Annotated in this window: 30 protein-coding genes, 1 tRNA gene and 1 pseudogene; 10 read left to right on the top strand and 22 right to left on the bottom strand. The window is 54.6% G+C overall.

What is annotated here, in order from left to right:
• Positions 1 to 3 precede the first annotated feature (3 nt).
• Positions 4 to 1,659, top strand: coding sequence for a putative manganese-dependent inorganic diphosphatase (locus T363_RS0104425; protein ID WP_031473621.1), 1,656 nt, complete (start codon positions 4 to 6; stop codon positions 1,657 to 1,659).
• 64 nt (positions 1,660 to 1,723) lie between these two features.
• Here the strand turns inward: T363_RS0104425 and T363_RS0104420 are convergent, their stop codons facing one another.
• The 4 genes from T363_RS0104420 to T363_RS14450 form a co-directional block, all read right to left on the bottom strand.
• Positions 1,724 to 2,365 carry a hypothetical protein gene (locus T363_RS0104420; protein ID WP_031473619.1) on the bottom strand — a complete coding sequence of 214 codons (642 nt, stop codon included), beginning with the start codon at positions 2,363 to 2,365 and terminating at the stop codon, positions 1,724 to 1,726.
• A gap of 1,258 nt (positions 2,366 to 3,623) precedes the next feature.
• Positions 3,624 to 3,833 carry a type II toxin-antitoxin system HicB family antitoxin gene (locus tag T363_RS0104410; RefSeq protein ID WP_031473617.1) on the bottom strand — a complete coding sequence of 70 codons (210 nt, stop codon included), beginning with the start codon at positions 3,831 to 3,833 and terminating at the stop codon, positions 3,624 to 3,626.
• Positions 3,833 to 4,087 (bottom strand): type II toxin-antitoxin system HicA family toxin, encoded by a 255-nt coding sequence (locus T363_RS0104405; protein WP_031473615.1) that lies wholly within the window; start codon positions 4,085 to 4,087, stop codon positions 3,833 to 3,835. The genes T363_RS0104410 and T363_RS0104405 overlap by 1 nt, the downstream gene beginning before the upstream one ends.
• Entirely contained in the window at positions 4,084 to 4,278 is a 195-nt protein-coding gene (locus T363_RS14450) for a hypothetical protein (protein ID WP_034971653.1), read from the bottom strand. The genes T363_RS0104405 and T363_RS14450 overlap by 4 nt, the downstream gene beginning before the upstream one ends.
• A gap of 506 nt (positions 4,279 to 4,784) precedes the next feature.
• On the opposite strand from T363_RS14450, the gene T363_RS0104395 reads away from it, so the two are divergent.
• The 3 genes from T363_RS0104395 to T363_RS15965 all read left to right on the top strand — a co-directional run bounded on the left by T363_RS0104395 (position 4,785) and on the right by T363_RS15965 (position 6,247).
• Positions 4,785 to 5,060, top strand: coding sequence for a hypothetical protein (locus tag T363_RS0104395; protein WP_031473613.1), 276 nt, complete (start codon positions 4,785 to 4,787; stop codon positions 5,058 to 5,060).
• A gap of 741 nt (positions 5,061 to 5,801) precedes the next feature.
• Positions 5,802 to 6,086, top strand: a complete 285-nt coding sequence (locus T363_RS0104380; protein WP_031473607.1) for a hypothetical protein — start codon at positions 5,802 to 5,804, stop codon at positions 6,084 to 6,086.
• Positions 6,083 to 6,247, top strand: coding sequence for a hypothetical protein (locus tag T363_RS15965; protein ID WP_154658737.1), 165 nt, complete (start codon positions 6,083 to 6,085; stop codon positions 6,245 to 6,247). The genes T363_RS0104380 and T363_RS15965 overlap by 4 nt, the downstream gene beginning before the upstream one ends.
• Before the next feature lie 41 nt (positions 6,248 to 6,288).
• Here T363_RS15965 and T363_RS16685 read toward each other — a convergent pair whose 3' ends face one another.
• From T363_RS16685 to T363_RS0104310, 14 genes and pseudogenes are all read right to left on the bottom strand, one after another.
• Complete coding sequence (locus T363_RS16685) at positions 6,289 to 6,414, bottom strand: hypothetical protein (protein ID WP_278246987.1); 126 nt, start codon at positions 6,412 to 6,414, stop codon at positions 6,289 to 6,291.
• Between the two features lie 11 nt (positions 6,415 to 6,425).
• Complete coding sequence (locus tag T363_RS16345; RefSeq protein WP_031473605.1) at positions 6,426 to 8,066, bottom strand: hypothetical protein; 1,641 nt, start codon at positions 8,064 to 8,066, stop codon at positions 6,426 to 6,428.
• Positions 8,066 to 8,518 (bottom strand): hypothetical protein, encoded by a 453-nt coding sequence (locus tag T363_RS0104360; protein WP_031473603.1) that lies wholly within the window; start codon positions 8,516 to 8,518, stop codon positions 8,066 to 8,068. The genes T363_RS16345 and T363_RS0104360 overlap by 1 nt, the downstream gene beginning before the upstream one ends.
• A 61-nt stretch (positions 8,519 to 8,579) precedes the next feature.
• A complete protein-coding gene (locus T363_RS15960; RefSeq protein ID WP_154658736.1) occupies positions 8,580 to 8,738 on the bottom strand; it encodes a hypothetical protein in 159 nt (52 codons plus the stop codon).
• 301 nt (positions 8,739 to 9,039) lie between these two features.
• Entirely contained in the window at positions 9,040 to 9,807 is a 768-nt protein-coding gene (locus tag T363_RS0104350) for an RNA polymerase sigma factor (protein WP_031473601.1), read from the bottom strand.
• A 111-nt stretch (positions 9,808 to 9,918) separates the two neighbouring features.
• On the bottom strand, positions 9,919 to 10,119 hold the full coding sequence (locus T363_RS0104345) for a hypothetical protein (RefSeq protein ID WP_031473599.1): 201 nt from the start codon (positions 10,117 to 10,119) through the stop codon (positions 9,919 to 9,921).
• 26 nt (positions 10,120 to 10,145) lie between these two features.
• A complete protein-coding gene (locus tag T363_RS0104340) occupies positions 10,146 to 10,547 on the bottom strand; it encodes a BRO-N domain-containing protein (protein ID WP_099092268.1) in 402 nt (133 codons plus the stop codon).
• Positions 10,548 to 10,593: 46 nt separating this feature from the next.
• Positions 10,594 to 10,869 (bottom strand): annotated as a pseudogene (locus T363_RS16875) (putative PDDEXK endonuclease); the annotation flags it as partial.
• A 31-nt stretch (positions 10,870 to 10,900) separates the two neighbouring features.
• Positions 10,901 to 11,218 carry a hypothetical protein gene (locus T363_RS0104335; protein ID WP_031473595.1) on the bottom strand — a complete coding sequence of 106 codons (318 nt, stop codon included), beginning with the start codon at positions 11,216 to 11,218 and terminating at the stop codon, positions 10,901 to 10,903.
• Complete coding sequence (locus tag T363_RS0104330; RefSeq protein ID WP_031473593.1) at positions 11,208 to 12,479, bottom strand: replicative DNA helicase; 1,272 nt, start codon at positions 12,477 to 12,479, stop codon at positions 11,208 to 11,210. Before T363_RS0104330 ends, T363_RS0104335 begins: the two co-directional genes overlap by 11 nt.
• Positions 12,473 to 13,177: a helix-turn-helix domain-containing protein gene (locus T363_RS15030; protein ID WP_031473591.1), complete on the bottom strand. Its 705-nt coding sequence runs from the start codon at positions 13,175 to 13,177 to the stop codon at positions 12,473 to 12,475. Before T363_RS15030 ends, T363_RS0104330 begins: the two co-directional genes overlap by 7 nt.
• 14 nt (positions 13,178 to 13,191) lie before the next feature.
• The gene (locus T363_RS0104320; protein WP_154658735.1) at positions 13,192 to 13,491 is read right to left on the bottom strand and encodes a hypothetical protein; all 300 of its coding nucleotides are present in this window, start codon (positions 13,489 to 13,491) and stop codon (positions 13,192 to 13,194) included.
• A gap of 18 nt (positions 13,492 to 13,509) precedes the next feature.
• Positions 13,510 to 13,755 (bottom strand): hypothetical protein, encoded by a 246-nt coding sequence (locus T363_RS0104315; protein ID WP_031473587.1) that lies wholly within the window; start codon positions 13,753 to 13,755, stop codon positions 13,510 to 13,512.
• Positions 13,755 to 13,937, bottom strand: a complete 183-nt coding sequence (locus T363_RS0104310; RefSeq protein WP_031473585.1) for a hypothetical protein — start codon at positions 13,935 to 13,937, stop codon at positions 13,755 to 13,757. The genes T363_RS0104315 and T363_RS0104310 overlap by 1 nt, the downstream gene beginning before the upstream one ends.
• A gap of 179 nt (positions 13,938 to 14,116) precedes the next feature.
• Between T363_RS0104310 and T363_RS15025 the strand changes: the two genes are divergently transcribed.
• Both T363_RS15025 and T363_RS0104300 read left to right on the top strand, forming a co-directional pair.
• Positions 14,117 to 14,638: a helix-turn-helix domain-containing protein gene (locus tag T363_RS15025; RefSeq protein WP_051643087.1), complete on the top strand. Its 522-nt coding sequence runs from the start codon at positions 14,117 to 14,119 to the stop codon at positions 14,636 to 14,638.
• 23 nt (positions 14,639 to 14,661) lie between these two features.
• Positions 14,662 to 16,029 (top strand): tyrosine-type recombinase/integrase, encoded by a 1,368-nt coding sequence (locus tag T363_RS0104300; protein ID WP_031473581.1) that lies wholly within the window; start codon positions 14,662 to 14,664, stop codon positions 16,027 to 16,029.
• Positions 16,030 to 16,172: 143 nt separating this feature from the next.
• Here the strand turns inward: T363_RS0104300 and T363_RS0104295 are convergent.
• Positions 16,173 to 16,249: transfer RNA gene (locus tag T363_RS0104295), tRNA-Arg, on the bottom strand.
• 234 nt (positions 16,250 to 16,483) lie between these two features.
• Here T363_RS0104295 and T363_RS0104290 point away from each other — a divergent pair.
• Positions 16,484 to 17,869: an alanine/glycine:cation symporter family protein gene (locus T363_RS0104290; protein WP_031473579.1), complete on the top strand. Its 1,386-nt coding sequence runs from the start codon at positions 16,484 to 16,486 to the stop codon at positions 17,867 to 17,869.
• A 294-nt stretch (positions 17,870 to 18,163) separates the two neighbouring features.
• Here T363_RS0104290 and T363_RS16745 read toward each other — a convergent pair whose 3' ends face one another.
• From T363_RS16745 to T363_RS0104275, 3 genes are all read right to left on the bottom strand, one after another.
• Complete coding sequence (locus T363_RS16745; protein WP_161645943.1) at positions 18,164 to 19,048, bottom strand: GIY-YIG nuclease family protein; 885 nt, start codon at positions 19,046 to 19,048, stop codon at positions 18,164 to 18,166.
• The gene (locus T363_RS0104280) at positions 19,045 to 19,461 is read right to left on the bottom strand and encodes a hypothetical protein (protein WP_031473575.1); all 417 of its coding nucleotides are present in this window, start codon (positions 19,459 to 19,461) and stop codon (positions 19,045 to 19,047) included. Before T363_RS0104280 ends, T363_RS16745 begins: the two co-directional genes overlap by 4 nt.
• 279 nt (positions 19,462 to 19,740) lie before the next feature.
• A complete protein-coding gene (locus T363_RS0104275) occupies positions 19,741 to 21,108 on the bottom strand; it encodes a TrpB-like pyridoxal phosphate-dependent enzyme (RefSeq protein WP_031473573.1) in 1,368 nt (455 codons plus the stop codon).
• 570 nt (positions 21,109 to 21,678) lie between these two features.
• On the opposite strand from T363_RS0104275, the gene T363_RS0104270 reads away from it, so the two are divergent.
• From T363_RS0104270 to T363_RS0104260, 3 genes are read left to right on the top strand one after another with little or no spacing between them, the layout of a single operon-like run.
• Positions 21,679 to 22,644, top strand: a complete 966-nt coding sequence (locus T363_RS0104270; RefSeq protein WP_034971650.1) for a leucine-rich repeat protein — start codon at positions 21,679 to 21,681, stop codon at positions 22,642 to 22,644.
• 29 nt (positions 22,645 to 22,673) lie between these two features.
• Positions 22,674 to 23,960 carry a vWA domain-containing protein gene (locus tag T363_RS0104265; protein WP_031473569.1) on the top strand — a complete coding sequence of 429 codons (1,287 nt, stop codon included), beginning with the start codon at positions 22,674 to 22,676 and terminating at the stop codon, positions 23,958 to 23,960.
• A 46-nt stretch (positions 23,961 to 24,006) separates the two neighbouring features.
• Positions 24,007 to 25,497, top strand: coding sequence for an ATP-binding protein (locus T363_RS0104260; protein WP_031473567.1), 1,491 nt, complete (start codon positions 24,007 to 24,009; stop codon positions 25,495 to 25,497).
• Positions 25,498 to 25,804 lie beyond the last annotated feature (307 nt).

Below are 25,804 nucleotides of genomic sequence, written 5' to 3'. Positions count from 1 at the left end.
GGTATGAAGCCAATTTTCGTGATCGGGCATAAAAATCCGGATACCGATTCGATCTGTTCCGCGATCTGCTATGCCCGGCTCAAACATATCCTGACCGGAGACGAATATATCCCCTGCCGCGCGGGGCACATCAACGCGGAAACCAAATATGTGCTGGACGCCTTCGGTGTGGAACCGCCGCGGTATCTGTCTTCCCTTAACCCCAGCCTGTCGGATGTGCAGTACCGCGTGGTGGATGGCATCAGCTCGCACATTTCCCTGCGGCGTGCATGGAAATATATGAGCGAGAACAATATCCAAACCGTTCCGGTCGTGGATGAGGAAAACCATTTGCAAGGCCTGCTGACGCTGACCGATATCGCCCGTTTTTACATGGAGGATCAGGACGCAGACGCACTGGCCGAAGCCCGTACCAGCTACCGCAATCTGGTTGACGTGCTCAACGGAGAACTGGCGGTCGGCGATCTGGACGCGCATTTTGAACAGGGCCGCGTAGTCGTTGCGGCGGCCAACCCGGATGTGATGGAGGAATACATCGGCCAGAACGATATGGTCATCATGGGCAACCGATACGAATCCCAGCTTTGTGCGATCGAGATGAAGGCAGGCTGCATCGTGATCGGTCTGGACGCAGGGGTGTCACGCACGATCCGCAAGCTGGCAGAGGAAGCCAACTGCGCCGTCATCGTGACCCCGCTCGATACATACAGCTGTTCCAAGGTCATCAATCAGGCGGTACCCGTGCGCCATGTAATGCGCACCAAAGGGCTGCTGACCTTCCACCCGCATGATCTGGTGGATGATGTGAAAAAAACCGTTGCCAAAAAGCGTATCCGCTACTATCCGATCCTGGATGATGATGGAGTGTATATCGGCATGGTATCACAGCGCAACCTGCTGGATATCGAAAAGCAAAAGGTGATCCTTGTCGATCATAACGAGCGCGGGCAGGCGGCGGACGGCATCCAGTCCGCACAGATCATTGAGATCATCGACCACCATCGAATTGATGCGGTCGAAACCAGCAGCCCGATTTATTTCCGCAACCAGCCGCTCGGCTGCACTGCTACGATCGTGGCGCAGATCTATCGGGAGCACGAAGTCGAAATCGATCCGACAACCGCCGGTCTGCTGTGCTCCGCGATCCTGTCGGACACGCTGATGTTCCGCTCCCCCACCTGCACGCCGGTTGACCGCCGGGTGGCAGAACAGCTCGCCGCAATCGCAGGTATTGATATCCGCACCCACGCAACCGCGATGTTCCGCGCCGGTTCCAAGCTGGCAGACCGGCCGATGGATGAGATCTTCCACACGGACTACAAGTATTTTCAGGTGAATGGCAAGCGCATTGCCATCTCACAGGTGACGAGTGTCAGCCAAGAGGAACTGGATGAGATCCGCCCGCGTATTCTGGAATATATGCAAAGCTACCTGCCGGCATCCGGGCAGAACATCCTGTTTGCGATGCTGACCAATATCATTGACGAAAGCACCGAGCTGCTGTTTGTCGGCAAAGGGGCAGCTGCACTGGCTCGTGCCGCCTTCCAACAGGAAGGCAGCGATCATGCGCTGGTTCTGCCGGGCGTAGTCAGCCGTAAAAAGCAACTGGCCGGTCCGCTTCTTGCCGCACTGGAAACCGAAGATGAGCTGGACGACTGACCGGCGGCATCCCCATCAATCAAAGGCCCCGCGGCTGTGCCGCGGGGCCTTTGTGCGAGGAGCCTCATGTTTCGGGAACGGTATCCGAAAACGTCACAGTAAAGGCTTCGGTAAATACCGAGTCCTGCACCCGTTCCCGTGATGCTGCATCTGTAAACACCGCTGTGCTCATTACAGGCATGGTGTCATCCGTGCGAAAGGTGCGCACCAACAGGGGGATCTCTTCTCCATAGACGATGGATACCGTCTCGCTCTGTCCGCCCGCGCCGCTGCTGCACCCGTCAGGCAGCCCTTCGGGCAGCGGAGGGGCGTACAGACTATAACCGCCGCCGCCATCAAGCAGATTGAACGCAAACGAACCGCCCGGCGCTTCGGCCAGTGCCAGACGCCCCTGCGGCGGGATTCCCTCTTCGCTGTAAACCGCGCCGCCGTAATCCGGGTCGCGCTCCCATGTGAGCGCATCGGTCAGCACATAGCGCGCAACGGTAATGGCACACAGCCGCTCGTCCGCCTGATAGTCATACAGCACAAGCGCGGTATTGGCGCGATCCGTGTCGGCCAGCTTGAGAAGCGCCTGTTCCTCCTCGTTCAGTGCGTAGGGTGTGATGCACATGCCGGATGCCGGCGCCGGTTCATCCGATGTGCCGCAGGCAGCCAAACCGGCACACAGCAGACTGGCCAGCAGCATAGCGATCAATCGTTTCATATCAATCCCTCCCATCAGTGCGGCTGCACCATGTTCTTACGTATAGTATAGCAGAATCCTTGCAGTTTGCAACAGAATTCCCATAAACGGGAGAAACGGGATCTTGACCGCCTTATCGAATCAATTCCCGTGATCCGAGAGGATGCCTTTGCCCGTGCCCCGCCGGAGCAGCTTACAAATGACCGGAGCATCACTACAGTCCGCAGATTGCAGACGTTGTGATCCCTTGATGCATTATAATAATGCAGGACAACTCGAATCGTTTAGGATGTGATTTAGACATGTTATGAAATATAAAAAAAACAAGCGATTTCCGAAGAAATCGCTTGTTCCCACAATAAAAAGTGGTACGCCAGAAGGGATTCGAACCCCCGACCTTTTGGTTCGTAGTCCGTTCCGAATGATTTCAGTTGTGTATTTATACATCATATAAGCGCAATATATTGCGTTTTTACTCACTTATTAGCAACTTTTACAACCATATAAAAACACCTATTTTCGGGTGAATAAACACCAAGCAAACACCATACAAAACAGCCGTTCCTTTTGTGGCAACGGAGCCGCTGCCTTGCTCTTTTGGGCGGTTTCTGGTATACTGCATACAGGCGCAGCCGTGCCAGCGGTTGGCAGTTATTCCCACCATCCCTGAGAAGGGAGGTGGTGCTCATGGTTACATATTCCGAACTGGTTCAGTTTGTGATTATGCTCATAGCATTTGCCGGTCTGATCGTTCAGATAAGCAAAAGAAAATGACCGCCCCTGCTTCCAACAATGGCGGTCAAATTTCTTGACAAGTCTTTGAGGGAGTAACCGTCAATCAGCTGCGCCCTTTTCTATACTCAGTATACCCACAGCAAGAGAGATTGTCAAGTCGCTTGATTTGATTGTCGGCTTCTGTTATACTTCACTCAAGGCACTGTCACCAGACGGCAGGCGGTCGGCTACTCCCTTGTGAAAGGGGGTGATAGCGATTGTGGGAAAGCTCTTTCGGCTTTGTGTATGCGCAGCGTTCACGCTTTACATACTAACCATATACGCGAAATGACCGCCCTACCCTGACAAAGTATGCGGTCATTTCTTGATCTCTTAACTTGTTCGGGCTGACCGTCTGCCGACAGTGCCCTTTTTCTGTATTCAGTATACCCGCCCCGATCGGGATTGTCAAGCCGTCCAGTAGGGCGGTTTTCTTTTGCCCTCAGATCGCGCCTATTCGCCGTTATCCCGCTTGACCTGCTCATCTATCGCACGCCGGCCTTACTCAGGCGTATTGCAGTTTTCCGCGCGGCGCAGGAATAGGGCGCCCCAATTCGCGGGCAGTTTCTATCCATTCTGCAATTACAGTTTCGACATTGTCGAGCGCCATCCTCGCCGTTTCGCCATCAGCCATACAGCCAGGCAGCTCCGGCACTTCGGCAATATATGCTTCATCTTCACGGCTGTAGTAGATGATGATTTCATACTGATACATTACTCAGCACCTCCCATGCGATATTTTACGATCAGATCGCGGACTTGTTTCACCTGATAGGGCTTTGCCATTTTCCCTTTCGGCTGGATATTGATAATTTCCTCTATGCCGTCTTTTGTGTATATGAAATGATCGCCCTTTACGCGACAGACAAACCCAAACCGGTCTAAAATCTTGCACAAGTCATCAAATGCAATATTCTTATCTTGTGTACCGCTCAAGATGCTGTACAGTAGCTTTTCAAACCGGCTCATGCTTCATCACCCTGCTCACCGATACACTTCAATACATGATCCTTGAGTTCGGTATTAGCGGTCTTGCCCTGTGCTGCACAGTAGGCCTTAAATGCCGCCGCTTCTTCCTTCTTGACTTTGCACCCCAGCGTGGTCATGTGCTCGCGATTATATTTGTCGGATGCTTTCTTTTGTGCTTCACTTACTGCCATATATATGCCTCCTCTACTGTATTATATCGCATTTTGATATTGTTAACCATATAAACAATGCACAAAATATATGGTTAACTTTGTACATCATGTCTATTGATATATGGTTAACCATATAGTATACTATAATCACAGCAAGGGAACAGAGCCGAGGGCAAGACCACCCGACCAAGAGCCGTACCGCGTACCTGTGAGCGAGAGCAATAAACACCGGGGCGGACGGCTGGCACCGTTCCAAACTGACTGGCTGCAAGCAGCCTACTACTTGCCGCACGCGGTTTGCTCCGATAATGACCGCCGGTACAGCCCACCGAAACGGGCAACAGCCTAAAGGGAAGGAAAACCCTTGAAGCCTATGACCATATACCTTGTGAGCGAGAGCAATAGTCAGGAAGATGACGCAGGCGGGCGCGAGAGCGGCGTATATTGCTTTCTGCGGTTCAAAAATACCCAAGCCGCAAAGAGTGCACAGCGTCCATTATAAACGAAATACGGAGGTATCACACATGAGCAGAACAGAGTTAAACCACAAGATCACAGAGCTGCGCAGGCTGCGCCGTCTGGCAGATGAGATCGCCGCCGAGATCGAGAGCATCACGGATGCAGTCAAGCAGGAAATGACCATGCAGGGCGTAGACATGCTGGCCGGTGACGATTGGAAAGCCACATGGAAGCCGGTACAGTCTGCACGATTTGACAGCCGCGCTTTTAAGGCAGCAATGCCCGACCTGTACCAGCGGTTCACCCGATCCACCGAAACCCGCCGGTTCGTATTAGCGTAAAGGGGTGTACAGATGGCACTAACACTATCAGAGCGCGAAACAATCATTGTTTTCGATGAGCAGCACGACACGGCAGAGATATTCACCTATAACGCCAGATTATCCCGTAGACTTCGGGAGCTATGCAAACAACGACCAGCTGATGCACAACTTACAAAAGATAACAGTTCTGGCGGTCTAACGTTCCATTGTCCGAAAGCGTGGATCAGAATTAACCCGACCAGAGAATCTAAACCGTTAACCGATGAGCAGAAAGCCAAAATGCGCGAGAGAATGAGCGAGATTAACAAAGTCCGTTTGGCTTACACGGTGAGTACATCGAGCGGGACAGAATAACCACCGTTTGCCTTGTCATTTCATGTCGAGCAAGTATCGTGCCTCTATGCACGTTGTGCACATCGATCAGAAAGGAAAAAATCATGGATTTGACATCACCAAAAGAAAAGCCCCTTACCACCGCCGACCAAGCAAGGTAAGAAGCCAGAGTTAAACCACCGTAGGGCGGTTGTCTGTATGATAGCACAGCCGCCTGTCATCTGCAAGCATTTTTATACTACCGGAGGAGATTTATTATGACACAACCCACTGCACAAGATATTCTGCGCCAATATGAGCTGCCGAACATTCGGAAGGTAGCGCGCACGATTGCACAATGCAAGCATCGTCAAGAGGTAAAGGCCGCCTTGTCCATCCTTTTGAGCGCTTGCATGCCGGCAAAACAGCAAAACGGAGGGAATGCACATGAATCGGAATAACACCCTTCGGCGGCAATGCCGAACCATGATTGAGCAAATGTCACCCGAAGCATTGGCGTGCTGCTGCGAAGCGATTTCTTGGGCGTATTATTGGACGGACGGACACGATCCGAACCGACTGACCGCACAAGATGCTGCCCGGTATCATCTGTTGGGCGATTCCATGCATTGGGATGACCCTGATAAATTCCGCCTGATTGAAACCTTCGGCAATGCACTGCATGGCATAAAGCCTGCAAATCCATCAAGGAAGGGGACGAATATGCAATGAACCAGTCGAAAATTAACACGTCTGCCACCATCCAAGACTTTATCAACAGCGCCCGGCACAATGCCTGTCTGCTGCGTCAGATGATTGCAGCGGTATACGGCACCAGTGCAGACCAGATCAACGTACAGGTCAACATCTCTGCAAAGGGTGCGGAGAGATAGCCGAACGGCTTCCGGAGCAAAATACCCGGAAGCCGCTTTTTTTATTCCGGATGACGCGCGTCCTCCGCCTCATCCGCTTCCCACGATTCCAACTGTTCCTTTTGGTACTGTACAAAGTTTTCTACCATCTGTTCCGCCCGCAGGCGCATCCATTCTGTCAATGTCATGTTTTCACCTCCTATCCGCCTACCAAATCCACACCGAACCGCCGCGTCTGTTCTTTGTTCAGCTGATACGTAACACGCCCAAGCACCTGACGGTCAACCTCCAGAACGACGGTCTGACTGCCGCCGCCCCCAGAATTCTGCATACCGCGGGCAACTGCCGCTTCGATCTCGGAAACCGGCGCTTCGATGTTTTTGCCGCTTTTCTGATCGCCAAGCACAGCAAGGAATTCGCGGTTTGGGGGAATGACCGCACCACGGGCAAGGGCAGGGATCTCGGTTCTTTTTAACTTTGGCATACTCTGCATCGATGGCACCTGCATCGACTTACCCATTTGCTCTGCCCGGCTTTGTGCTGAATTGATCGCTGCCACAACGGCAAAAATACCGGCTGCAATCGCTGCAACACCAACGCCAAGCGTTAACGCCGACTGAAAAGCTCCGACCGCAATCGCCGCCGTTACCGCTGCAGCAGTCACCATCCCCAGCACGGCAACCAGCTTTTCATATCCGGTCATGCCGTTCCACGCCTGAACGAGCTGCAAAAAAACCGTTACCAACGCCCCAACCGCGATGGCCAGAATCCCGCTCTGCACCTTTGCCAAAAGCGCGGCTTTCCCGACTGACATCAGCGCAGCCGAAACACTCTGCAGCACCTCAATCCCTTTCATGGCCGCAAGGCCGGTGATTCCACCGATCAAAACGCTGAAAAATTCATCCAGTATACCGGTAGATTCCTGAAATTGCACAAATCCGCCCACGATTGCATTGATAATCTGTAAGATCGGGCTGAGTACCGACATCAGTCCCTCGCCGATGGTGCCTTGCAGCACGGTCAGGTTTTCGTTCAATATACGGCTCTGGTTTGCCCAGCTGTCCTGCGTTTTGACAAAATCCCCCTGTGCCAGCTTTGTTTGCTCCATGACGTATTTGTAACGGAGCTGCAGCTGCTCGGCCTGTGTCATCTCCTGCATGGTTTTATGTATCCCTTGCTGCATGGCATACTGCTCCAGATTGGCCTGCGTCATAACGATGCCATACCGCTTTAAGCTTTCGGTTTCGCCCGTCCAAATTGATGCCAGTGCAGTAGATGCTACATCCTGCGACACATTGTAGAAAGACGCCATATCCCCGGTCAGCCCGGTTACGGATAATGCCATGTCAGCGGCTTCCTGCTGCGAAAGCCCTAACGCTGTGGACATGGACATAAATTGCCCGGCTGTCTGCTTTGCTGCAAATTCGGACATACCGAAGCTCTCAATCGAACTGGCCGCGAACTCTTCCACTTTCCATGCCATATCCCCAAAGGCTGTGTCTACAACGTTCTGTACCTCCTGCAAATCCGAAGCCGTTTCAATAGCTGCCGTGCCGAAGCCCGCGATCGCATCCAGACTGAATGCCACGCCAACTGCTGACGCAAGCTCCCGCAGAGAAAGATCGACCCCATCCAAATCATCTTTTATGGATTCAGTAGCGGATTTTGCTCCGGCTTTAGCTTTTTTGAACCCATCGTCTAAGCCTTCCACCGCATCTGCGGCTTTCTCTGCCTTTTTGGTTACCCCCTCATTTAGACTTTTGCCGATACCGTCAATCGCTTTTTCTGCTTTTGATGGATCTGCATTTACTTCAATGACGATAGAACCATCCGCCGCCATCAGCCCACCCCGCTTCTTTTCTGGTACTTCTCGGTGTATTTGCGAATGCGCTTATTTCGTTCTACTGCCGCTTCTTTGATAAACGGGTGCAGCTGTCGGAAAAATTCCGCAAACAGCTCCAAGCTGGGGGTGATATTGCCGAACACCTTTTCACATACATGATCACGAAAAGCCGCATCCACCTCTGTTTTCAATTCCCGGCACAGCTGTGCACTGAATGCCGAAACCGCATGGGCTTGCGCAATCTGCTCCACTTCGGTTTCATGCGGCATCGTTTCGAGCTCCTGTATTTTCTGTCTGTATTCCTTTTGCTTGTCCTCAAACCGACGGACAACCCCGACAATGCCGGATACAAACTCCTGATCCTCCATATCGATGGAGATCGTTTGCCCGCTTTTGTTGACACAAATCGTTTTTACATGCCGTTTGACTGAAATCATATTATTCTCCATACTTGCACCTCTTGTCTTTATTGAAATAACATACAATTCAGCTCAATTTTGAGCCAATTTCTTATCTTTTTCCGCGCAGCATATCGTTAAAGAGCTGATTCCCCGCTCTGGTATCCTTGCGTTTTTCTGAAAGCTGGTTGGCATAGCGTTCAATTGCGCTGCCCAGCCCACTTGCGGGGATTCGCCCGGTCTGTTCCGATGTTCTTTTTTTGTTGGACATTTCTGATGATTTCCGGAGATTTGCGGGAAGCTTTTTTATGTTCTCGGTTTCTCGCGATTGTTCAAGATTTGCACAGCCTTTTTTTATGCGCATTTTTGTGCATTTTCGGTCAAACTGCAAGATCTTTTTTATGTGCTACTTTTTGTCTACTTTTCGTTACTTTCGACAGGGTATAAGGGTATCGATTCAACTGCCCCCTTACCGCTTCCCCCGGAAGCGGGGAAAAGCTGTGTCCCATCGCAACTTGTGGCGATGCTCTGCAAACCGGCTGGCCTTGCCCCTTTTCAGGGGCTCGGAAATTTCAGGATAGCACCCCCTTGCGTTCCAGCTTCAACACGGTTCGTTCCTCTACGCTGCCGCCGTTCTTCCAAGCGTTCCAGCCGGTACCGTGATATGCGCCCTCGCTGATGATCTGCTCGCGGTACTGTTTCAGCCGTTGGATGTTCTTGCCGCTTCGCAGCCGCCGAAGTCCTTTATCTGTAAGCTGGCGGGCATATTCCGTATTACAGCCTAGCTTTGCCCCGATCTCTGCCAGCGTCAGTCCGTCATAGTAGCGATATCGGATTGCCGCCGCCTGTGTCCGTTCTAACGCATCAAGGCACCGATCTAACGCGGCGTGCAGCTGCTCGGTATAAATGCGTTCTTCCTCATCCTCAAACTGCTGACCGGCTGCAGGATCGTGAACAAGCTCGCCGCGCGGTGCCTCGCTGCCATCCTCACCGGTTACCGGCTCATCAAGGCGCAGGCAGCAGCCGAGCGGATCGCGTTTCTGTCCCTCTGTGCGCCAGCCGACCAGATCATAAAAAACCGTCTTGACCGGATAGCTGAGAAAGGACGCAAACAGCATGCCCCTTTCGGGCTGGTACAGCTCCACAGCAAGCGCGATTGCAAGGAAGTAGGATTGTTCCACGTCCTCCCATGTTACGCCCATAGCGGCCATTCTCGCGCCCGCTTTCTGTGACAGCCCGCGAAACAGCGTAGTAAGCAAGCCCCTGTTCTGCTCCCAGAGCTGCGCCAGCGCGTCACGATCACCCGCCTTTGCCTGCACTGCCAGTTCTTCATTGCTCATTGCGCATACCTCCCGCCCGTGGTAAAATAAAACCACAATCAGAATCAAGCGGGAGAGCGGCAGGCGGTATAGGGCTTGCCGCTCTTTTGTTGTGCAAAAGCCTTTTTATGTTCAGCTTTTCTCGGCTTTGTCCTGCATCCGCTGCTTTGCGCAGTCTGGGCAATAAACCGCTGTGCCGTACAAGTCCGCTTCGCCGCCTTCTAAAATATCGTGCAGGTCAACGGTATGCTCTTTGCCGCATATCGGGCAAACCGTAAACACATTATCCTCGCGGATGTCCAGTTTCTTTCCTTCGTGCTTCAAATAAAACATTGTTTTTTACTCCTTATCCTGTTTTTTTATCTCGCGCGTTCGTCCTTCAGTGCCTCCATCGCCTGAATCACCAGATCTGGATTATTCAGCAGTTCATCTGCTGCGTATAATCCGTGCTTGCGCAGCGATGGCAGAACCTCACTTGTCACCCAGCGCTTAAACTTTTTCGCACCCGGCAGCTTGCTAGACAGCACAAGGGAATACAGGCCGCTTTCGTTGATGATTGCGGTTTTGACCAGATTCCCATTTTGGGAATCCGATACCGAAAGCATTTCAAACCGCTTGTCCTCAGCGTCAACATGGCTCATCACTGCCTTGCTTGCATTTTGATACCCCAGCGCCTGCGCCACATCCTTGCCCACCAGCCACGGCTCGCCGTTTTTCGCCCACTTGTGGTCGACTAAAGTCCTCGCGCGTGTAATGTCCACTAATTCCGCAATATGCCCGATAAAACATAATCCAGTCCGACAAAGACATGATTACTACCCACGGTTTATGATTTCTTCGGTGAAATACCGCTGGAATATCGCCAGTTTTGGCGGCATCTCTGGAAGATTGCTCAAAAGCCTTATAAAGCGATAAATTTTCTACGCGCTTGCACTCAACATGGACAAACGGCAGCCCTTCCACATCAGCAGACCCGCCATAGGGGATTGTGCCGCGTTTAGTGTCCACGCCTAATGCGTCATGTAAGATGGCCGCAAGCTCCCGTTCTCCCTGTGCACCCTTTCTCTGGGATGATTTACCGATAAGTTAACACCTCCTGATTAGTCATAAACCGTCATCGTCTCCCCATGCTGCTCTGCAACCGTGCCACAAACTTAGAAAGCGTCAAGGCTTCCGAATCCCCATTGCCCGCATCTGCGCAGAGCAGCGCAAAGATATATTGCAGAAGCGACCGTTTTTCCCTGATTTGCAGATGGGAATAATCCCGGATAAATGCAATCATCGGCTCTGCTTCGGTGCGGTCGATTTCACCGCTGCGGAAACCGGCGTATACGCGGCGGGCAGCTACGAATTGAAACCGCTCGTTTTCCGTCATCCCGTCCGGTACGGCGGCGCCGCGGTATGCGCCCTTTTTCATCTCATCAAACGTCATACCTGACCCCTCCCTGAACTGGGATAAACCGGCCTGTCTGCAAGCTGAATCCCAGTTGGAATGATTTCATGCCCGCATGGCGGTTCTTTGCGACCTGTGCAGACACAAAGACCAGTTCCCCGCGCTCACTCTCGTACAGATCGGGGCGGTGCATCAGCAGCACTGCGTCCGCGTCCTGCTCGATTGCGCCGCTGTCCCGTAGGTCGGCAAGACCGGGGGTTTTATCCGCCCGCTGTTCACTGGCGCGGTTAAGCTGCGCCAAGCACAGCACCGGAATTTTAAGCGACCGTGCCAAACCCTTCAAGCTGTTCGATATTGCGGTGATTTCTTCATACCGGCTTGACCGGCTGCGCTCCGGATGCAGCAGCCCCAGATAATCAATCACAATCAGCGACAGCCCCTTGATATGGCGTGCCATCGAGCGCACATCAAGGACGGTGCAGCCCTCTTTTCCGTTGGCATACAATGGCAAGTGCGCCAGTTCCGCATTTGCTGTTTTCACCGCCTGCCATTCCCCAGCGGTTAAATGCTCATCCAGCAGCAGCCGCGAGGAGGATATGCCCGTGCGCCTTGACAGCCGCCGCGCCTGCAGTTGGGAAACATCCATTTCAAGCGACACAAACAGCACCGCGCCCTCTTTCGCTGCGTTGTCCGCGATTTGCAAAGCCAGCGCGGTTTTACCGCAGCCGGGGCGTGCCGCCAGTATGTAAAACCCGCCCGGCAGCATGCCGCCGCCCAATGTGCTGTCAATCGGTTCCAGCCCTGTTTTGATGAGCTTCCCGCTGATTTGGTCGCGGAAGCCGTAAAAGGCGGCTGCAATATCAAAGCTGTTTAACAACTGCCCGCTGTCTCGGTGATCCAGCGCAGAAATACGCCGCTCTGTTTCGGCGATTAGCGCATCCGGTTCCTCTCCGTTCAATGCGCCATCTTCCAGCAGTCTGCCGATGGTCACCAGTTCGCGGCGGCGGGCTTCTTTCTTTACCAGCTCGATGGAGCGGTCTAAATCGCGCTCTGCGCACGCAATTTCCATACAGCCATACAGGATATTGCGATCTATGCCCGCGTCCGCGATCTCTACCGCGTTAGGCGGCTCTTTGCCGTCCAGATCAAACCGATGTGCCGCGTCATAGGCTTCGCGGTTGAAATCGGAATACAGATCGTCCCTGTGCAGCTTGTCCAGCACCACCCGCCACAGGGCAGGGTCAACCAGACAAGCCCCGATCACCGCGTTTTCGGCAGTTAGAAAATTATCGTTCAGCAAAATTGCGCCACCTCGTTTCCGTTCTCATCAATGATTGTTTTTAGCTTGGGTGCTTTCGGCTGAGCCGCTGCGGCCGGCGGTTCATCCTCCCACCTGCGGCCGTTCAGGTAAGTGCTTGCAAAAGGGATATACTGCCCGCCGTCTTTCGTCCAGTCCGGCAGCTTGGTTTGCCATTCCAGCGCGGCAAGGATATCGTTAAGTAAATCTTGGTCTGCGCCGAGCTTGTCAAATGCCTTTTTTGCTTTGGCCTTGTCGCGCTTCTTAGGGTACGCTTCCCAAAACTGCGCAAATGCGCATGCGCATATATCTTTGTTTATATCTCTTGTATTTATATGTTTGACTTTTTCGTCAAGGGTGCCTTGACTTTTTTCGCAAGGGTTATTGATTTTTTTGTCAAGGGGTATGACTTTTTCGTCAAGGGGTATGACAAAATTATCAAGGGTATAAATGCGTCGAATTTCCTTCCCGCTGCCTTCAAATTCAAGGCGAATATATCCCGCTGATTCGAGCGAGTTTATAGCCCGTGAAATAGTTTCCGGTTGCACTCCGAACTTATCAGCAAAGAACCTGTTTTGTGCCCAGCAAAAGCCGTCCTTTGCCGATAACGACGCAATCACACCATACAGCAACCGCGCCATCGGTGAAAGATTCCTGTCGAAGCACACTTGCTCCGGCAAGATAATGAATTTGTCTGACAAGTGCGCCCACCGCCTTACAGCCGCATTTGTCCGGTCATGCCGTCCAGCGCATCCAGTGCGCTTTCCATGGAACGGCGGGTATTCTTGGCACGGTTCGACAAGGTGCGGATAAACTCCCTGATCTCTGTCTCGTTGGCGGGCAGGAAATAGCCGCCGCCCTCTGTGCAGGTGGAGAGAATCACCGCGCCTGACTGCCGTTCCCTCTCGATGGCCTTTTGCAGCTCGCGCACCGTATCAAAGCCGAGCATGTCAGCAAGTGCCCTGCTGGGGATTGCATTCTCTTTGCCGGTTGGTAAGTATTCCGAAATTCTCAAGACTTGTCCACCGTCCCCTCAGGTGCATGCACGCTCATCAACGCGCCGGATACCTTGCACCTGCACTTCCTCGTGCGGGCTTTCCAGATATTCCAGCAGCGCATCAAAGTTCAGCAGCTTACGATTGCCCGCCCCCACCGGAACAGATGGAACAGCACCGGAGCTTACCAGCCGCCGAATCATCCGCAGGCTAACCGCTGTGTTCGGGTCGAGCTTGCGCAGTTCTTCTAAGGCCTGTGCAGGAAATCTCATGCGTGCGGGCATCAGATCGCCTCCTTGCGGGTCAGCTCTGTGATAATAGCGCGGATACGCGCTTTTTCTTCGTCCGGCAATTCATGCCGCAGCTTGCGGGAAAAGTTCCCGTCATTGATGCCTAAACCGTCCGCAATCTGCCAAAGATGCAAACCGGCGTTTTTGACCTCAGTACGGATGTCAGTGTTTTTCATTTCAAATCCCCTTTCCTAAAATTGATGATTATGCTGTTGTTTCTATAATACAGCGATGATGAAAAAAGTCAAGCGTTTTTTTATAAATTATATAAATCTGCAATGTTTTGCGCGTTTTGCTTTTTGTTGTTGACTTGTTTTCTTTTTGATGTTAAAATTCAAAAAAGGACGTGATGATTATGGGAGAACAAGAAAAAGCGACTTTCGCAAAACATTTACGCGAATTGCGCGCGCGTTTGGGATTAACGCAAAAGGATTTTGCCAAAAAGGCTGGAATTACAGCCGCCACATTGTCGGCCTATGAATCTGGACAGAAAAGTCCATCCATTCAAATTGCTATGCAAATTGCAATTGCGCACAATTGCTCTTTGGATTGGTTGTGCGGCCTTTCAACCACAGCTTCAAGAGAGGATAAAACGCCACTTGCGCCAGACCTTAAAACGGTGCTGCGGGTTTTCGCGTACTTCATGCGCGAACCGAGCGAAAGTTCAATTTGGATATCTTTTTATGAAGATCCCGCTTTGGAACAAGTAGCAGCAATTGAAACTAAAGACAGCGATATCATCTCATACTTTCGTACCATCGAATCTCTATCTGCGCTCAATCGCGAGGGAACCTTAGATGACGATATGTTTGCCGCTTGTGTCGAATCTGCAATCAATAAGACCTTAGACCGACTTGATGGAAATAAACCGTTTTAATTGCGAGAAAGCGGAGTGATTAAATGGCGACAATCCAAAAACGCGGTGGCAGCTATAAAATCGTTGTATCCTGCGGCTACGATCTGAACGGCAAGCAGATACGCCGCACGATGACATGGGCACCCGAGCAGGGCATGACAGCGCGGCAGATAAAAAAAGAACTCGACCGGCAGGCAGTTCTATTTGAAGAAAAATGCCGTACTGGTCAAGTCCTGGACGGGAATATTAAGTTTGCTGACTTTGCGGAAAAGTGGTTTGCTGATTATGCCGAGAAGCAGCTAAAACCCCGAACCTTTGCCACATATACCGCGCTGATGCCGCGTGTACTTGCTGCGCTGGGGCATATTCGCCTTGATAAGCTGCGCCCCAATCATATCACTGCTTTTTATGCCAACCTCGGTGAAGCAGGCGTGCGTGCCGACACAAAATACAGCTGCAAAACCGACTTCAAGTCGTTATTATCCACAACGCAATCTGCGTTTGCTGCATCAGCAGGCGTGAGCATAGGCACAATCGAATCGCTGTCAGCCGGTCGTAATATCAGCCGCCGCAGTGCCGAAAAGATCAGTGCCGCCCTGAAACGCCCGCTCGATGATGTATTTGAACCAACCGGTAAGGAAACGCTTTCAGGGAAAACACTGCTGCACTATCACCGGCTGTTATCCTCCATGCTGGAAACCGCTGTGCAGTGGCAGCTTATCCCCTCGAACCCTTGCAAGCGGGTCAAAGCACCACGAGCCGAGCGGAAAGAAGCCCGCTATCTTGATGAAAAGCAAGCGGCGCAGCTCATCGCTTTATTGGACTGTGAGCCAATACAATACCGCACCATGATTCTATTGCTGATCAATACTGGCCTGCGGCGCGGCGAGCTATGCGCATTGCAATGGAGTGATATAGACTTCGGAAACGCTGTGCTGCAAGTCCGGCGCAACACGGTTTATATTGCCGGTCAGGGATTGTTAGACGACACACCCAAGACGGCAAGCTCTCAGCGAGCTATTAAACTACCGTCTAACTGTATTCCTATGCTCAGAGAATACCGAGCATGGCAGAACAAAGAGCGGTTAAGGATAGGCGACCAGTGGCACGAAAGCGACCGTGTATTTACCCGCTGGAACGGTGCGCCCTTCCGCCCTGACACATTGACAAACTGGTTCAGCGACTTTGTCAAACGCAACGATCTGCCGCCCGTAACAATCCACAGCCTGCGGCATACTAACGCAACGCTGCTGATTTCGAGCGGAACAAACCTGCGTACCGTGTCAGCGCGTCTCGGTCATTCCCAAGCCAGCACTACCGCAAATATCTATGCACATGCAATCCAAAGCGCGGATGCGGCTGCGGCGGATACGTTAAACGACATTCTAAACGCGATCAAAAAACAGGCATAGAAAAAGGGCGCTCCCATCAGCGGGAACGCCCGATTTTTTGACCCATAAACACCAAATAAACACCAAGGCAAAATTGCAGAATTTCAAAACAGTGCAAAAAGTTAAGAAAAAACCGCTATTTCGTTTGAAATAACGGTTTAATCTGGTACGCCAGAAGGGATTCGAACCCCCGACCTTTTGGTTCGTAGCCAAACACTCTATCCAACTGAGCTACTGGCGCAAATATGAACTTTCTCTTGTGTGCCGCCGTTACTCTTGACTGCCTAATTAGGATACCACAGATATCCCCTCTGTGTCAATCTTTTTTTGAATTTTTTTTGATAATCAGAAAAATGTTCTTTTCTCCCCGAAAACAGTGTCATCTTGATTTCATCCTGCTGATACGTTATAATGCTACTATATTGCGGCGCAGGTCTGTACCGGCAGTCCTGCACAATTGTAAGGGGGAACGCATATGCACGCATTTTCTGATTTTGTCACTGCGATCGATAACTGGATCTGGGGCTTGCCAATGATTCTTCTGTTATTCGGCACCCACCTGTTTATGACGGTGCGCACCGGCTTTATCCAGCGCAAGACCTTTACCGGCATCAGGCTGTCGGTTCAAAAAGATCCGGATTCTCCGGGCGATGTCAGTCAGTTTCAGGCGCTGACGACCGCGCTGGCTTCCACCATCGGCACGGGCAATATTGTCGGCGTGGGTACGGCGGTATTCCTCGGCGGCCCGGGCGCTGTGTTCTGGTGCTGGCTGACCGGCGTATTCGGCATCGCCACCAAGTATGCGGAAAGCCTGATCGCAGTCAAGTACCGCGTGCAGACCAGGGACGGCCGCATGCAGGGCGGCGCGATGTACGCACTGGAGCGCGGCCTGCACATGAAACGCATGGGCATGGCATTTGCAGCGCTTGCGATGGTCGCCTCATTCGGCATCGGCTGCGGCACGCAAATCAATGCGATCTCCGAAGTCATTCAGGGCAACAGCCCGATCCATATCCCACCGCTGGTCATCGGCATCGCCTTCGCGGTGATCACAGCGGTCGTCATCATCGGCGGCATTCAGTCAATCGCCACCGTGTGCGAAAAGCTTGTACCTTTTATGGCGGCCTTTTATGTATTGGGCTGCATCATTATCCTTTGCATCAACTACGATTTCATTCTGCCCGCCCTCAAGGCGATCCTGACACTGGCCTTTGAGCCGGGTGCAGTCGCAGGCGGCCTGACCGGCGGCGGTCTCCGTCTGGCGATGCAGTACGGCGTAGCGCGCGGTCTGTTCTCCAACGAATCCGGTCTTGGTTCGGCCCCGCTCGTCGCATCGGCAGCACAAACGCGCAACCCCGTGCGGCAGGCATTGGTTTCGGCAACCGGCACATTCTGGGATACTGTTGTTGTCTGCCTGATGACCGGTCTGGTGCTGGTCACCACGGTTATGAAAAATCCCGGCATCAACATGGAGCAGTTTGCGGACGGCGGTCAGATGACCACCGCAGCCTTTTCGCAGATCCCGGTCGTCGGACCGCTGATCCTTGTGGTCGGCATCATCACCTTTGCATACTCCACCATTCTCGGCTGGTCGTATTACGGTGAACGCTGCTGCGAGTACCTGTTCGGCGCCAAAGGGATGCTGCCGTACAAACTGGTGTTTATCGCCGTGATCGCCATCGGTCCGGTGCTTTCGCTCGATCTGGCATGGACGGTGGCCAACATTCTTAATGCGCTGATGGCTGTGCCCAACCTGATTGCCGTGCTGCTGCTGTCGGGCGTGATCGCTAAGGAAACGCGGCATTATCTGAACCATTTGGATGAGCAGGACGACAGCGAGATCCCCGTTGTGGACCGCTGACCAAACGCTCAAACGCAAGAGAGGTGCGCACCGCGCACCTCTCTCAGTCTGTCGCAAAAGTATTTTGTTGATGCGTTTCACCAATACGCGCGGCAGCGCGCATCAAACAGCATTTGCAGCGCAAATGCATAAAAGCTGGGGGGTGTACCTCAGCTTTTATACTTTGAGAGAGAAAAAGTTTCTGCATAGGAACTTTTTCTCGTCCATGTTTGGCGAAGCCCAAACATAGATTGTCGGAAAAACGAAGTTTTTCGACAGTCTCAAAGAGGTGCGCACTGCGTACCTCTCTTCAGTTTATCCGAACGGATTCTTTCCGCTGCCATCCGCGCCGCCGTCACTTCCCAGCAGGGAAGCAAGCAGCGGGCGAACGCCCTGCCATTCGCTTGCATGCAGGCAGCACAGGCTGCTGTGCGGGATCGTCAGGACGGTACCGTCTGCCCGGCGGGCTGCAAGCGCCGCGCCGCGCTCCTGCGCGGCGGCAAAAGCGGATACCGGCACAAACACAACATCCGCCACTTCCGCACCGGGCTGAAAGGGCGGGATACCATCCACCCGCGTCAGAAAGGCATAGGCACGTTCATCATCGTAGCCGCCGCCCTCTCCGCGGGAATACTGCTGCCGGTAACTCCCCGCAGCGGTAATATCAGCAGAAGACAACGCCAACCCGATCTCTTCCCGCGCTTCGCGCAGAACTGCTGTCTCCGGCGTTTCGCCGGGATCGATATGCCCGGTGGCCGAAAGATCGTAACCACCCGGATAGAGCGGACGGTCAAATGCACGCTGCTGTATCCACAAACCGGATATATCATCCCAAACACCGGCTGTCCACAGATGGCAGACCCGATGGTACAGCCCCTGCGCATGCACCACTGCACGCGGCCGTGTGCCGCAGGGACGCTCATCCGCATCGTAAACCGTAAGCAGCTCGCCGCCGCTCTGGCCTTGGAGCAGCGCCTGCTTCTGCACGCGGGACAGCCGCTTGATCTCGGCCTCGCGGCGCATGGCCTCGCCTTGCGATGCAAACAGTTCACTGTATACTAACTGTACCGGCCCGCGTCCGCGCGTGTATTTCGCTCCCTTGCCACTGTTGTGCGCAGCAAGGCGGGCGGTCAGGTCATTGGTCCAGCCGCAGTACAGGGTATCATCCGCACAGCGCAGCAGATAGGTATACGCCCTCATTGGTGTGAATGGATATCGCGCTGGCAGACCACCCGGCATCCCTTACCCTGAATGAGTGCCCGCACCTTGGCGCGGCTTTTTTCGCTGCTGCCGCTGGAGGAGACGAGCAGCACCTCGACCTGTGCACCCGCAGGCAGCAAAGCCGCCATGCTGTTAAACGGCGGCGCAGGAAAGCCGCCCCATACCGGCGCCATCAGCACAATGCGGTCGTAACCCATTAAATCAGGCGCCTGCGCCAACGGAACACCGCGCTGGCGGCGTGCGGCAGCGCAGCCCTGCATCAGTGCAGTAAAGGGATTGTACGGTTTGGCAGGAACTGCTTCCAGCAGATCGGCAGCGCGTGCACCGGCTTCCGCGCGTGCGAACGAACGGGTGGAGCCGCCCAGCGTATAATAAACAACAGCGGTTTTCATGTGGATCGCCCCTTTGATAGGATCAAGCGCCCGAACAGCTGCCTTGCAGCCAAACGGAACGTCATAGATAGATGCATAAGCTGTTTTATAATATTATACCACAGCGGCGCATATTTCTCTGTCCTGAGCAACCGGCAGGCGCCACTGTTGGTATAATTGTAAAATAGATGTATAATAGCCGTCTTACGGCTATTATACCACAGCGGCATACACATTTCCACTGCGCTGCCAATCTGTTTATACGCACTGCCATAACCAAGGGTGTCTCCGCCTGTTTGCCTACGCCATCGCCGGGAGCGAAGCAAATCCCTCTGCCAGCTCCGCGTCGGTCGGCACATGATTGCGCATCCTGCCATTGTGATACGCCTCGTACGCCGCCATATCAAAATAACCCGTGCCGGTCAGACCGAACAGAATGGTCTTGGCCTCGCCCGTCTGCTTACAGCGAAGCGCTTCGTCGATCGCGCTGCGGATGGCGTGCGCGGATTCGGGCGCGGGCAGGATGGTTTCGACCTTGGCGAACTGTACCGCAGCCTCGAATACATCGGTCTGCTTGACCGCAACCGCCTCCATATACCCATCGTGGTATAGTTTGGAAAGGATCGGGCTCATGCCGTGGTAACGCAGGCCGCCCGCGTGGTTGGGTGCGGGCATAAAGCCGTTGCCCAGCGTGTACATCCGTGCCAGCGGGGTGACGTGGCCGGTGTCGCAGAAATCATACGCATACCTGCCGCGGGTAAGCGACGGGCAGGAGGCCGGCTCAACCGCAATAATACGCGGATCCGTGCGCCCCAGCAGCTTATCCTGCATAAACGGCGCGATCAGCCCGCCCAGATTGGAGCCGCCGCCTGCGCAGCCGATGACGATATCCGGATATTCGTCCAGCAGCTCCATCGCCTGCCTGCTTTCCAGTCCGATGATCGACTGATGCAGCAGCACCTGATTGAGCACCGAACCCAGCACATAGCGGTATCCCTCGTGTGTGACAGCCATTTCCACCGCTTCGGAGATCGCACAGCCGAGCGAACCGCCGGTTGTCGGGTCGTGTGCAAGGATCGCGCGTCCCGCCTCGGTCGTATCCGACGGCGAGGGCGTCACATCCGCCCCGAAGGTCTGCATGACCGCCTTGCGGTAGGGCTTCTGCTCATAAGACACCTTGACCATAAACACCTTAAGATCCAGCCCGAAATACGCACACGCTTCGGAGAGTGCTGTCCCCCACTGCCCCGCACCCGTCTCGGTCGTCAGACCCTTGAGCCCCTGCTCCTTAGCATAGTACGCCTGCGCGATGGCCGAATTGAGCTTGTGGCTGCCCGATGTATTATTGCCCTCAAACTTATAATAAATCTTTGCGGGTGTGCCGAGCGCCTTTTCCAGATTATACGCGCGGCAGAGCGGCGAGGGACGGTACAGCTTATACATATCAAGCACCGGCTCGGGGATATCAAAATACCGGGTCGTGCAGTCGGTTTCCTGCCGGGCCAGCTTTTCGCAGAAAATGGGATACAGCGACTCGGCCGGCAGCGGCTCATGCGTGCCGGGATGGATGAGCGGGTCGGGCTGTTCCTTCATATCGGCACGCAGGTTGTACCACCGGCGCGGCATCTGGTCTTCGGTGAGGTACAGTCTGTGCGGAATTTTTGTCATGATGGGTTCTCTCCTTTTTGTCCGTAGGTTAACAGTTGACGCGCCGGAACGGGAGGGCACAAAAAAACTCCTGTCCCCTGTGTAAAACACACATGGGACAGGAGTACAATACTCTTGCGGTACCACCCAAGTTGACGCAAAATGCGCCCGCTCGCTTTCATACATCCGACAATGTATGCTCCCCTGATAACGGGCGGAGTCCCCGTCGCAGATACTCGGGATCAGATCCCTTTCGCCTTGCCCTGATAAAGTCCATTCACCGGGGCCTTGCCTGCCGCGATCACACCGCCCGCGGCTCTCTTGAAGGTTTGGTTTCCCTGCTACTCGTCTTCGTCATTGGTTTTTCAGTATGGACACAGTATAATCTCGCATTCTCCGTTTGTCAACCCTTATTTTGAGAATTTTCCGAAAATACTTTTTTCATTTTTTCTTACCATATTTCTTTTTTATTGGCAGTGCACACTGCTCCAAGCGAAAAATATACAAAACAAAGGCAGTTTTGTTGCCGCGCCGCTGCACCTGTGCTATAATCAAAACCGAACAGAAAATCCGATGAAAGGACGTTGCGCCATGCGCATTATCGAAGGTGAAAATGAACTGCTGCTGACCTGCAAATCCGCGCAGGACGGCATCACCATCCTGCGCTGTGAAACGCAGGACGATACCGTGCGCCTGCCCGCAGAGATCGACGGTGATCCGGTAACGGTGCTCGGTGCCTATGCGCTTTCCGAACGCGCCCCCGACCTGACCGGACAGGCGTGCTTTCCGGTTCGTGTGACCTGCGGCGGCCCCGCGCCGGTGCACGATGCGGGCGCGGTGCGGCAGTGCATCCTGCCTGCCGGTATGCGCAGCATCGGCAGCTACGCTTTTTACAACTGCCGGCGGCTGGAAGGGCTGACGCTCCCCGCCGCGCTCACCGAGATCGGCGGCGGTCTGCTGATGAACTGCCGCGCCCTGCGCACCATCACACTGTGCGCTGCCCCGGACGCATCCACCTGCCTGCCCAAGCTGCTTGGCGAAACCGCCGCCGAGATCGACGTATATTTCGAACACAGCGCGCACCTGCTCTTTCCCGCCTATTCGGAGGAGTTGGAAGACCTTTCCCCTGCGCATATCTTCCAGCGCCGCATTCACGGAGCGGGCTACTATTACCGCCAGTGCTTTGCGGACGGCAGGCTGCGCTTTGCCGAATACGACCGCGCCCTGTCCGAGCTGCTGGAGCGGCACGACTTTGCCGCAGCCGTCCGTGTCACGGTTCGCCGTCTTGCGCAGCCCTACGCGCTGAGCGATGCGGCGCGCGAAGCATATCTGGCCTGCCTGCGCGCACACGGCCGCGCCTTCGCCTGCGAGCGGGCCGCTGCGAACGACAGTGCTGCGCTGCATTTTCTGCTGTCGCTCGGCGTGCTGGACGCACCGGCCGTCACCGCTGCGTGCGACGCTGCCCGTGCCGGCGGACAGACCGCCGCGCTCTCCGTGCTGCTGGCCGCAAACCGCGGCAAACAGGCTGCCGGACGGGCAAAATCCTTTGACCTGTAACCCACCCATCCCGTAAGGAGGTGTATCCCTTGTCCCAATCCGAACAATGGAGCCGCATCGGGCGGGAGATCCTGTTCTCCGCCCGCACCGAGCTGTATATGAGCCTGCCCTTTCTGGATGCGGCGGTTTCCTCGCTTACCATCACAGAGGGATACGATACCCCCACGCTGGCGACCGACCTCAATCACCTGTATTACAGCGGCGCATGGCTTGCACAGCAGTATGAACGCAGTCGGGCGAACGTCAACCGCGCCTACCTGCACACAGTATTCCACTGTCTGCTGCGCCATCCGGTCAAAGCGCACGGACGCGACCGCGCCCTGTGGGATCTGGCGTGCGATGTAGCAGTTGAAAGCATCATAGATGCACTCGACTACCGCTGCCTTGCCGCCGAGCGTCCCTCGGTGCGGCGGCAAAACCTGTACCGCCGTCTGCGCGCACAGCTTCCCGTGCTGACTGCCGAAGCGGTCTACCGTCAATTCCGGCGCGACCGCCTGAACAGCTACGACTGCGCTGCGCTGGCTCGTGTATTCACCGTGGACGACCACGCCCTATGGCCCGAAGAAGGCGATGACGAACAGGAAAAGCAGTGGCAGCGCCGCGCCGAGCGCACCCAAACCGCTATGGAGACCGTTTTTTCCAATCAGGCGGCAGGCGGGGACGCCGTGCGCGAACAGCTTGCAGTTTCCACCCGCGGCACGGTTGATTACCGCGCCTTTCTGCGCCGCTTCACCGCCCTGCGGGAAGAGGTTGCCATTGATGCGGACGCGTTCGATTACGGCTACTATGCCTATGGTCTGCGGCATTTCGGCAACATGCCGCTGATCGAACCGCTCGAAACGCGCGAGACCCGCAAGATCGAGGATCTTGTCATTGCGATCGATACCTCTATGTCTACCTCGGGCGAGCTGGTGCGCAGCTTTCTGTCCTACACCTACACACTGCTGCAGGACAGCGAGAGCTTTTTCCGTCACATCAACCTGCGCATTCTGCAGTGCGATGACCAGCTCCGCTCGGACAAACGCATCACCAATGCACGCGAACTGGCCGACTATATGGCGCAGTTCGAGCTGATCGGTCAGTCCGCAACCGATTTTCGTCCGGTTTTTGCACATGTTGACCGGCTGATCGCCGAAGGCGCATTCCACCGGCTGCGCGGCCTGCTGTATTTTACCGACGGGCTGGGCATCTACCCCAGCCGGCGTCCCCGCTATGATGCGGCCTTCCTCATGCTGGAGGGACAGGCTTACCCGGATCAGGTACCGCCGTGGGGCATCCGCGCAGTGCTGCGGGAGGAAGAGCTGACCATGCCGTAACCGGACAAACACCCTGTTTCCAACCCATACAAGGAGCAACAGCGATATGAATATCAAACGAGCCAAAAACGAGATCAAAAACACCCTGCGCGCCTATTTTGCGCGGGATGCCTTCGGCGTTTACCGCATTCCGCCCATCCGGCAGCGCCCGATCCTGCTGATGGGCCCGCCGGGCATCGGCAAAACGCAGATCATGGAGCAGATCGCCGAGGAGACCGGCGTGGGGCTGGTCGCCTATACGCTGACCCACCACACCCGCCAATCCGCGCTCGGCCTGCCCTATATCGACCACCAGACCTTTGACGGGCAGGAATACGCCGTTACCTCCTACACCATGAGCGAGATCATCGCCTCGGTCCACCGCGAGATCGCCCGTACCGGCGTTAAGGAGGGCATTCTGTTCCTCGACGAGATCAACTGCATTTCGGAAACCCTTACCCCGATGATGCTGCAATTTTTACAGTGCAAAACCTTCGGCAATCAACCGCTTCCCGCCGGATGGGTAGTCGTAGCAGCCGGCAATCCGCCGGAATACAATAAATCCGTGCGCGAATTTGATGTAGTCACGCTTGACCGTGTTAAGCGCATTGATGTGGAGGAGGATTTTGCCGTCTGGAAGGAATACGCCTACCGGCGCGGCATTCACGGCGCGATCCTGTCCTATCTGGAGATCCGCCGCGAGCATTTTTACCGTGTGGAAGCCACAGCGGATGGCATGCAGTTTGTCACCGCGCGCGGCTGGGAAGATCTGTCCGAGCTGATGCAGGTATATGAATCGCTCGGTCTGCCGGTCGACCGGCAGGTTGTCGGGCAGTACTTGCAGCTGCCCCGCGTGGCAAGCGATTTCGCCGGCTATTTGCAGCTATATGAAAAATACAAGCGCGTATACCGTGTGGACGAAGTGCTGAACGGCACATGGGAGCCTTTGCGCGCTTCCGAGCTGGCAGGCGCACCGTTTGACGAAAAGCTGGGCGTGCTCAGCCTGCTGCTGACCCGTCTGGCAGACAGCGCGCGTGAACTGTACCGTCTGGATGCGCTGACCGACGCCCTGCACGGCGATCTTACCGCCATCCGCGACGGCAGCGCCACGCTGGATGCCTTGCTGGACGACCGGCAGGCAGCGCTCACACGCCGCCGCGCCGCCGGTTCGACTGACCGTGACGCCCTGCTGACAGCGACCCGCGAGATCGAACGGCTGGAAGCGTTCCGCACCCATCTCCGGCAGCAAAGCATTCCCGCCGCGCAGGCGTTCGACTGCCTGAAAGCGCTGTTCGCAGCGGACGTACAGTCCCGCGCGGCCGCCGTCGAGCAAACGGATGCGCAGATCGCCAACGCCTTCGCCTTTCTCGACGCGGCCATTCCGGACAGTCAGGAACTGGTGCTGTTTGCCACCGAGCTGACGGCAAACTTTTTCACCTCGTGGTTCATTCAGAACTTCGGCAGCGAAGCGTATTTTGCGCACAACAAACGTCTGCTTTTTGATGACACACACCAACAGTTGACCGAGGCGATCGAGCAGGCCCGGCAGCAAATATGATGCGCATTCCTCCTGCCAGTTTCGACCGGGCAGGAAATTGCAGCCCCCTCCGGTTCACAATGTGAACTGCCCCAGTAAAAACGGACAGTGACAAAATACCCCCTGATGTAGGAAAATAAGCTACATCAGGGGGTATAGTTATGAGGAAAAGAAATTACACACAAGTTCAGGCGTTGCTGCCGGAAATCAAAGTCATGCTGTCAGAGGGGAAAACGCAGCGGGAAGTGGCAGAGCACTTTGGGTTTAAGGATAAGTATGTAGTAAAGCAGCTGCTGATACGGGAGCGCAGGAAAGAACGAAAGCTGGC

Source organism: Agathobaculum desmolans ATCC 43058, from assembly GCF_000701665.1.
Taxonomy (GTDB): Bacteria; Bacillota; Clostridia; order Oscillospirales; family Butyricicoccaceae; genus Agathobaculum; species Agathobaculum desmolans.
This window is presented reverse-complemented; position numbering and strand designations above follow the sequence as displayed.

Excerpts from the sequence above, each read along its gene's own strand:
- T363_RS0104425 (WP_031473621.1), top strand. The coding sequence starts at position 4 with ATGAAGCCAATTTTCGTGATCGGGCATAAAAATCCGGATACCGATTCG.
- T363_RS0104420 (WP_031473619.1), bottom strand. The coding sequence starts at position 2,365 with ATGAAACGATTGATCGCTATGCTGCTGGCCAGTCTGCTGTGTGCCGGT.
- T363_RS0104410 (WP_031473617.1), bottom strand. The coding sequence starts at position 3,833 with ATGTATCAGTATGAAATCATCATCTACTACAGCCGTGAAGATGAAGCA.
- T363_RS0104405 (WP_031473615.1), bottom strand. The coding sequence starts at position 4,087 with ATGAGCCGGTTTGAAAAGCTACTGTACAGCATCTTGAGCGGTACACAA.
- T363_RS14450 (WP_034971653.1), bottom strand. The coding sequence starts at position 4,278 with ATGGCAGTAAGTGAAGCACAAAAGAAAGCATCCGACAAATATAATCGC.
- T363_RS0104395 (WP_031473613.1), top strand. The coding sequence starts at position 4,785 with ATGAGCAGAACAGAGTTAAACCACAAGATCACAGAGCTGCGCAGGCTG.
- T363_RS0104380 (WP_031473607.1), top strand. The coding sequence starts at position 5,802 with ATGAATCGGAATAACACCCTTCGGCGGCAATGCCGAACCATGATTGAG.
- T363_RS15965 (WP_154658737.1), top strand. The coding sequence starts at position 6,083 with ATGAACCAGTCGAAAATTAACACGTCTGCCACCATCCAAGACTTTATC.
- T363_RS16685 (WP_278246987.1), bottom strand. The coding sequence starts at position 6,414 with ATGACATTGACAGAATGGATGCGCCTGCGGGCGGAACAGATGGTAGAA.
- T363_RS16345 (WP_031473605.1), bottom strand. The coding sequence starts at position 8,066 with ATGGCGGCGGATGGTTCTATCGTCATTGAAGTAAATGCAGATCCATCA.
- T363_RS0104360 (WP_031473603.1), bottom strand. The coding sequence starts at position 8,518 with ATGGAGAATAATATGATTTCAGTCAAACGGCATGTAAAAACGATTTGT.
- T363_RS15960 (WP_154658736.1), bottom strand. The coding sequence starts at position 8,738 with ATGTCCAACAAAAAAAGAACATCGGAACAGACCGGGCGAATCCCCGCA.
- T363_RS0104350 (WP_031473601.1), bottom strand. The coding sequence starts at position 9,807 with ATGAGCAATGAAGAACTGGCAGTGCAGGCAAAGGCGGGTGATCGTGAC.
- T363_RS0104345 (WP_031473599.1), bottom strand. The coding sequence starts at position 10,119 with ATGTTTTATTTGAAGCACGAAGGAAAGAAACTGGACATCCGCGAGGAT.
- T363_RS0104335 (WP_031473595.1), bottom strand. The coding sequence starts at position 11,218 with ATGACGTTTGATGAGATGAAAAAGGGCGCATACCGCGGCGCCGCCGTA.
- T363_RS0104315 (WP_031473587.1), bottom strand. The coding sequence starts at position 13,755 with ATGCCCGCACGCATGAGATTTCCTGCACAGGCCTTAGAAGAACTGCGC.
- T363_RS0104310 (WP_031473585.1), bottom strand. The coding sequence starts at position 13,937 with ATGAAAAACACTGACATCCGTACTGAGGTCAAAAACGCCGGTTTGCAT.
- T363_RS15025 (WP_051643087.1), top strand. The coding sequence starts at position 14,117 with ATGGGAGAACAAGAAAAAGCGACTTTCGCAAAACATTTACGCGAATTG.
- T363_RS0104300 (WP_031473581.1), top strand. The coding sequence starts at position 14,662 with ATGGCGACAATCCAAAAACGCGGTGGCAGCTATAAAATCGTTGTATCC.
- T363_RS0104290 (WP_031473579.1), top strand. The coding sequence starts at position 16,484 with ATGCACGCATTTTCTGATTTTGTCACTGCGATCGATAACTGGATCTGG.
- T363_RS16745 (WP_161645943.1), bottom strand. The coding sequence starts at position 19,048 with ATGAGGGCGTATACCTATCTGCTGCGCTGTGCGGATGATACCCTGTAC.
- T363_RS0104280 (WP_031473575.1), bottom strand. The coding sequence starts at position 19,461 with ATGAAAACCGCTGTTGTTTATTATACGCTGGGCGGCTCCACCCGTTCG.
- T363_RS0104275 (WP_031473573.1), bottom strand. The coding sequence starts at position 21,108 with ATGACAAAAATTCCGCACAGACTGTACCTCACCGAAGACCAGATGCCG.
- T363_RS0104270 (WP_034971650.1), top strand. The coding sequence starts at position 21,679 with ATGCGCATTATCGAAGGTGAAAATGAACTGCTGCTGACCTGCAAATCC.
- T363_RS0104260 (WP_031473567.1), top strand. The coding sequence starts at position 24,007 with ATGAATATCAAACGAGCCAAAAACGAGATCAAAAACACCCTGCGCGCC.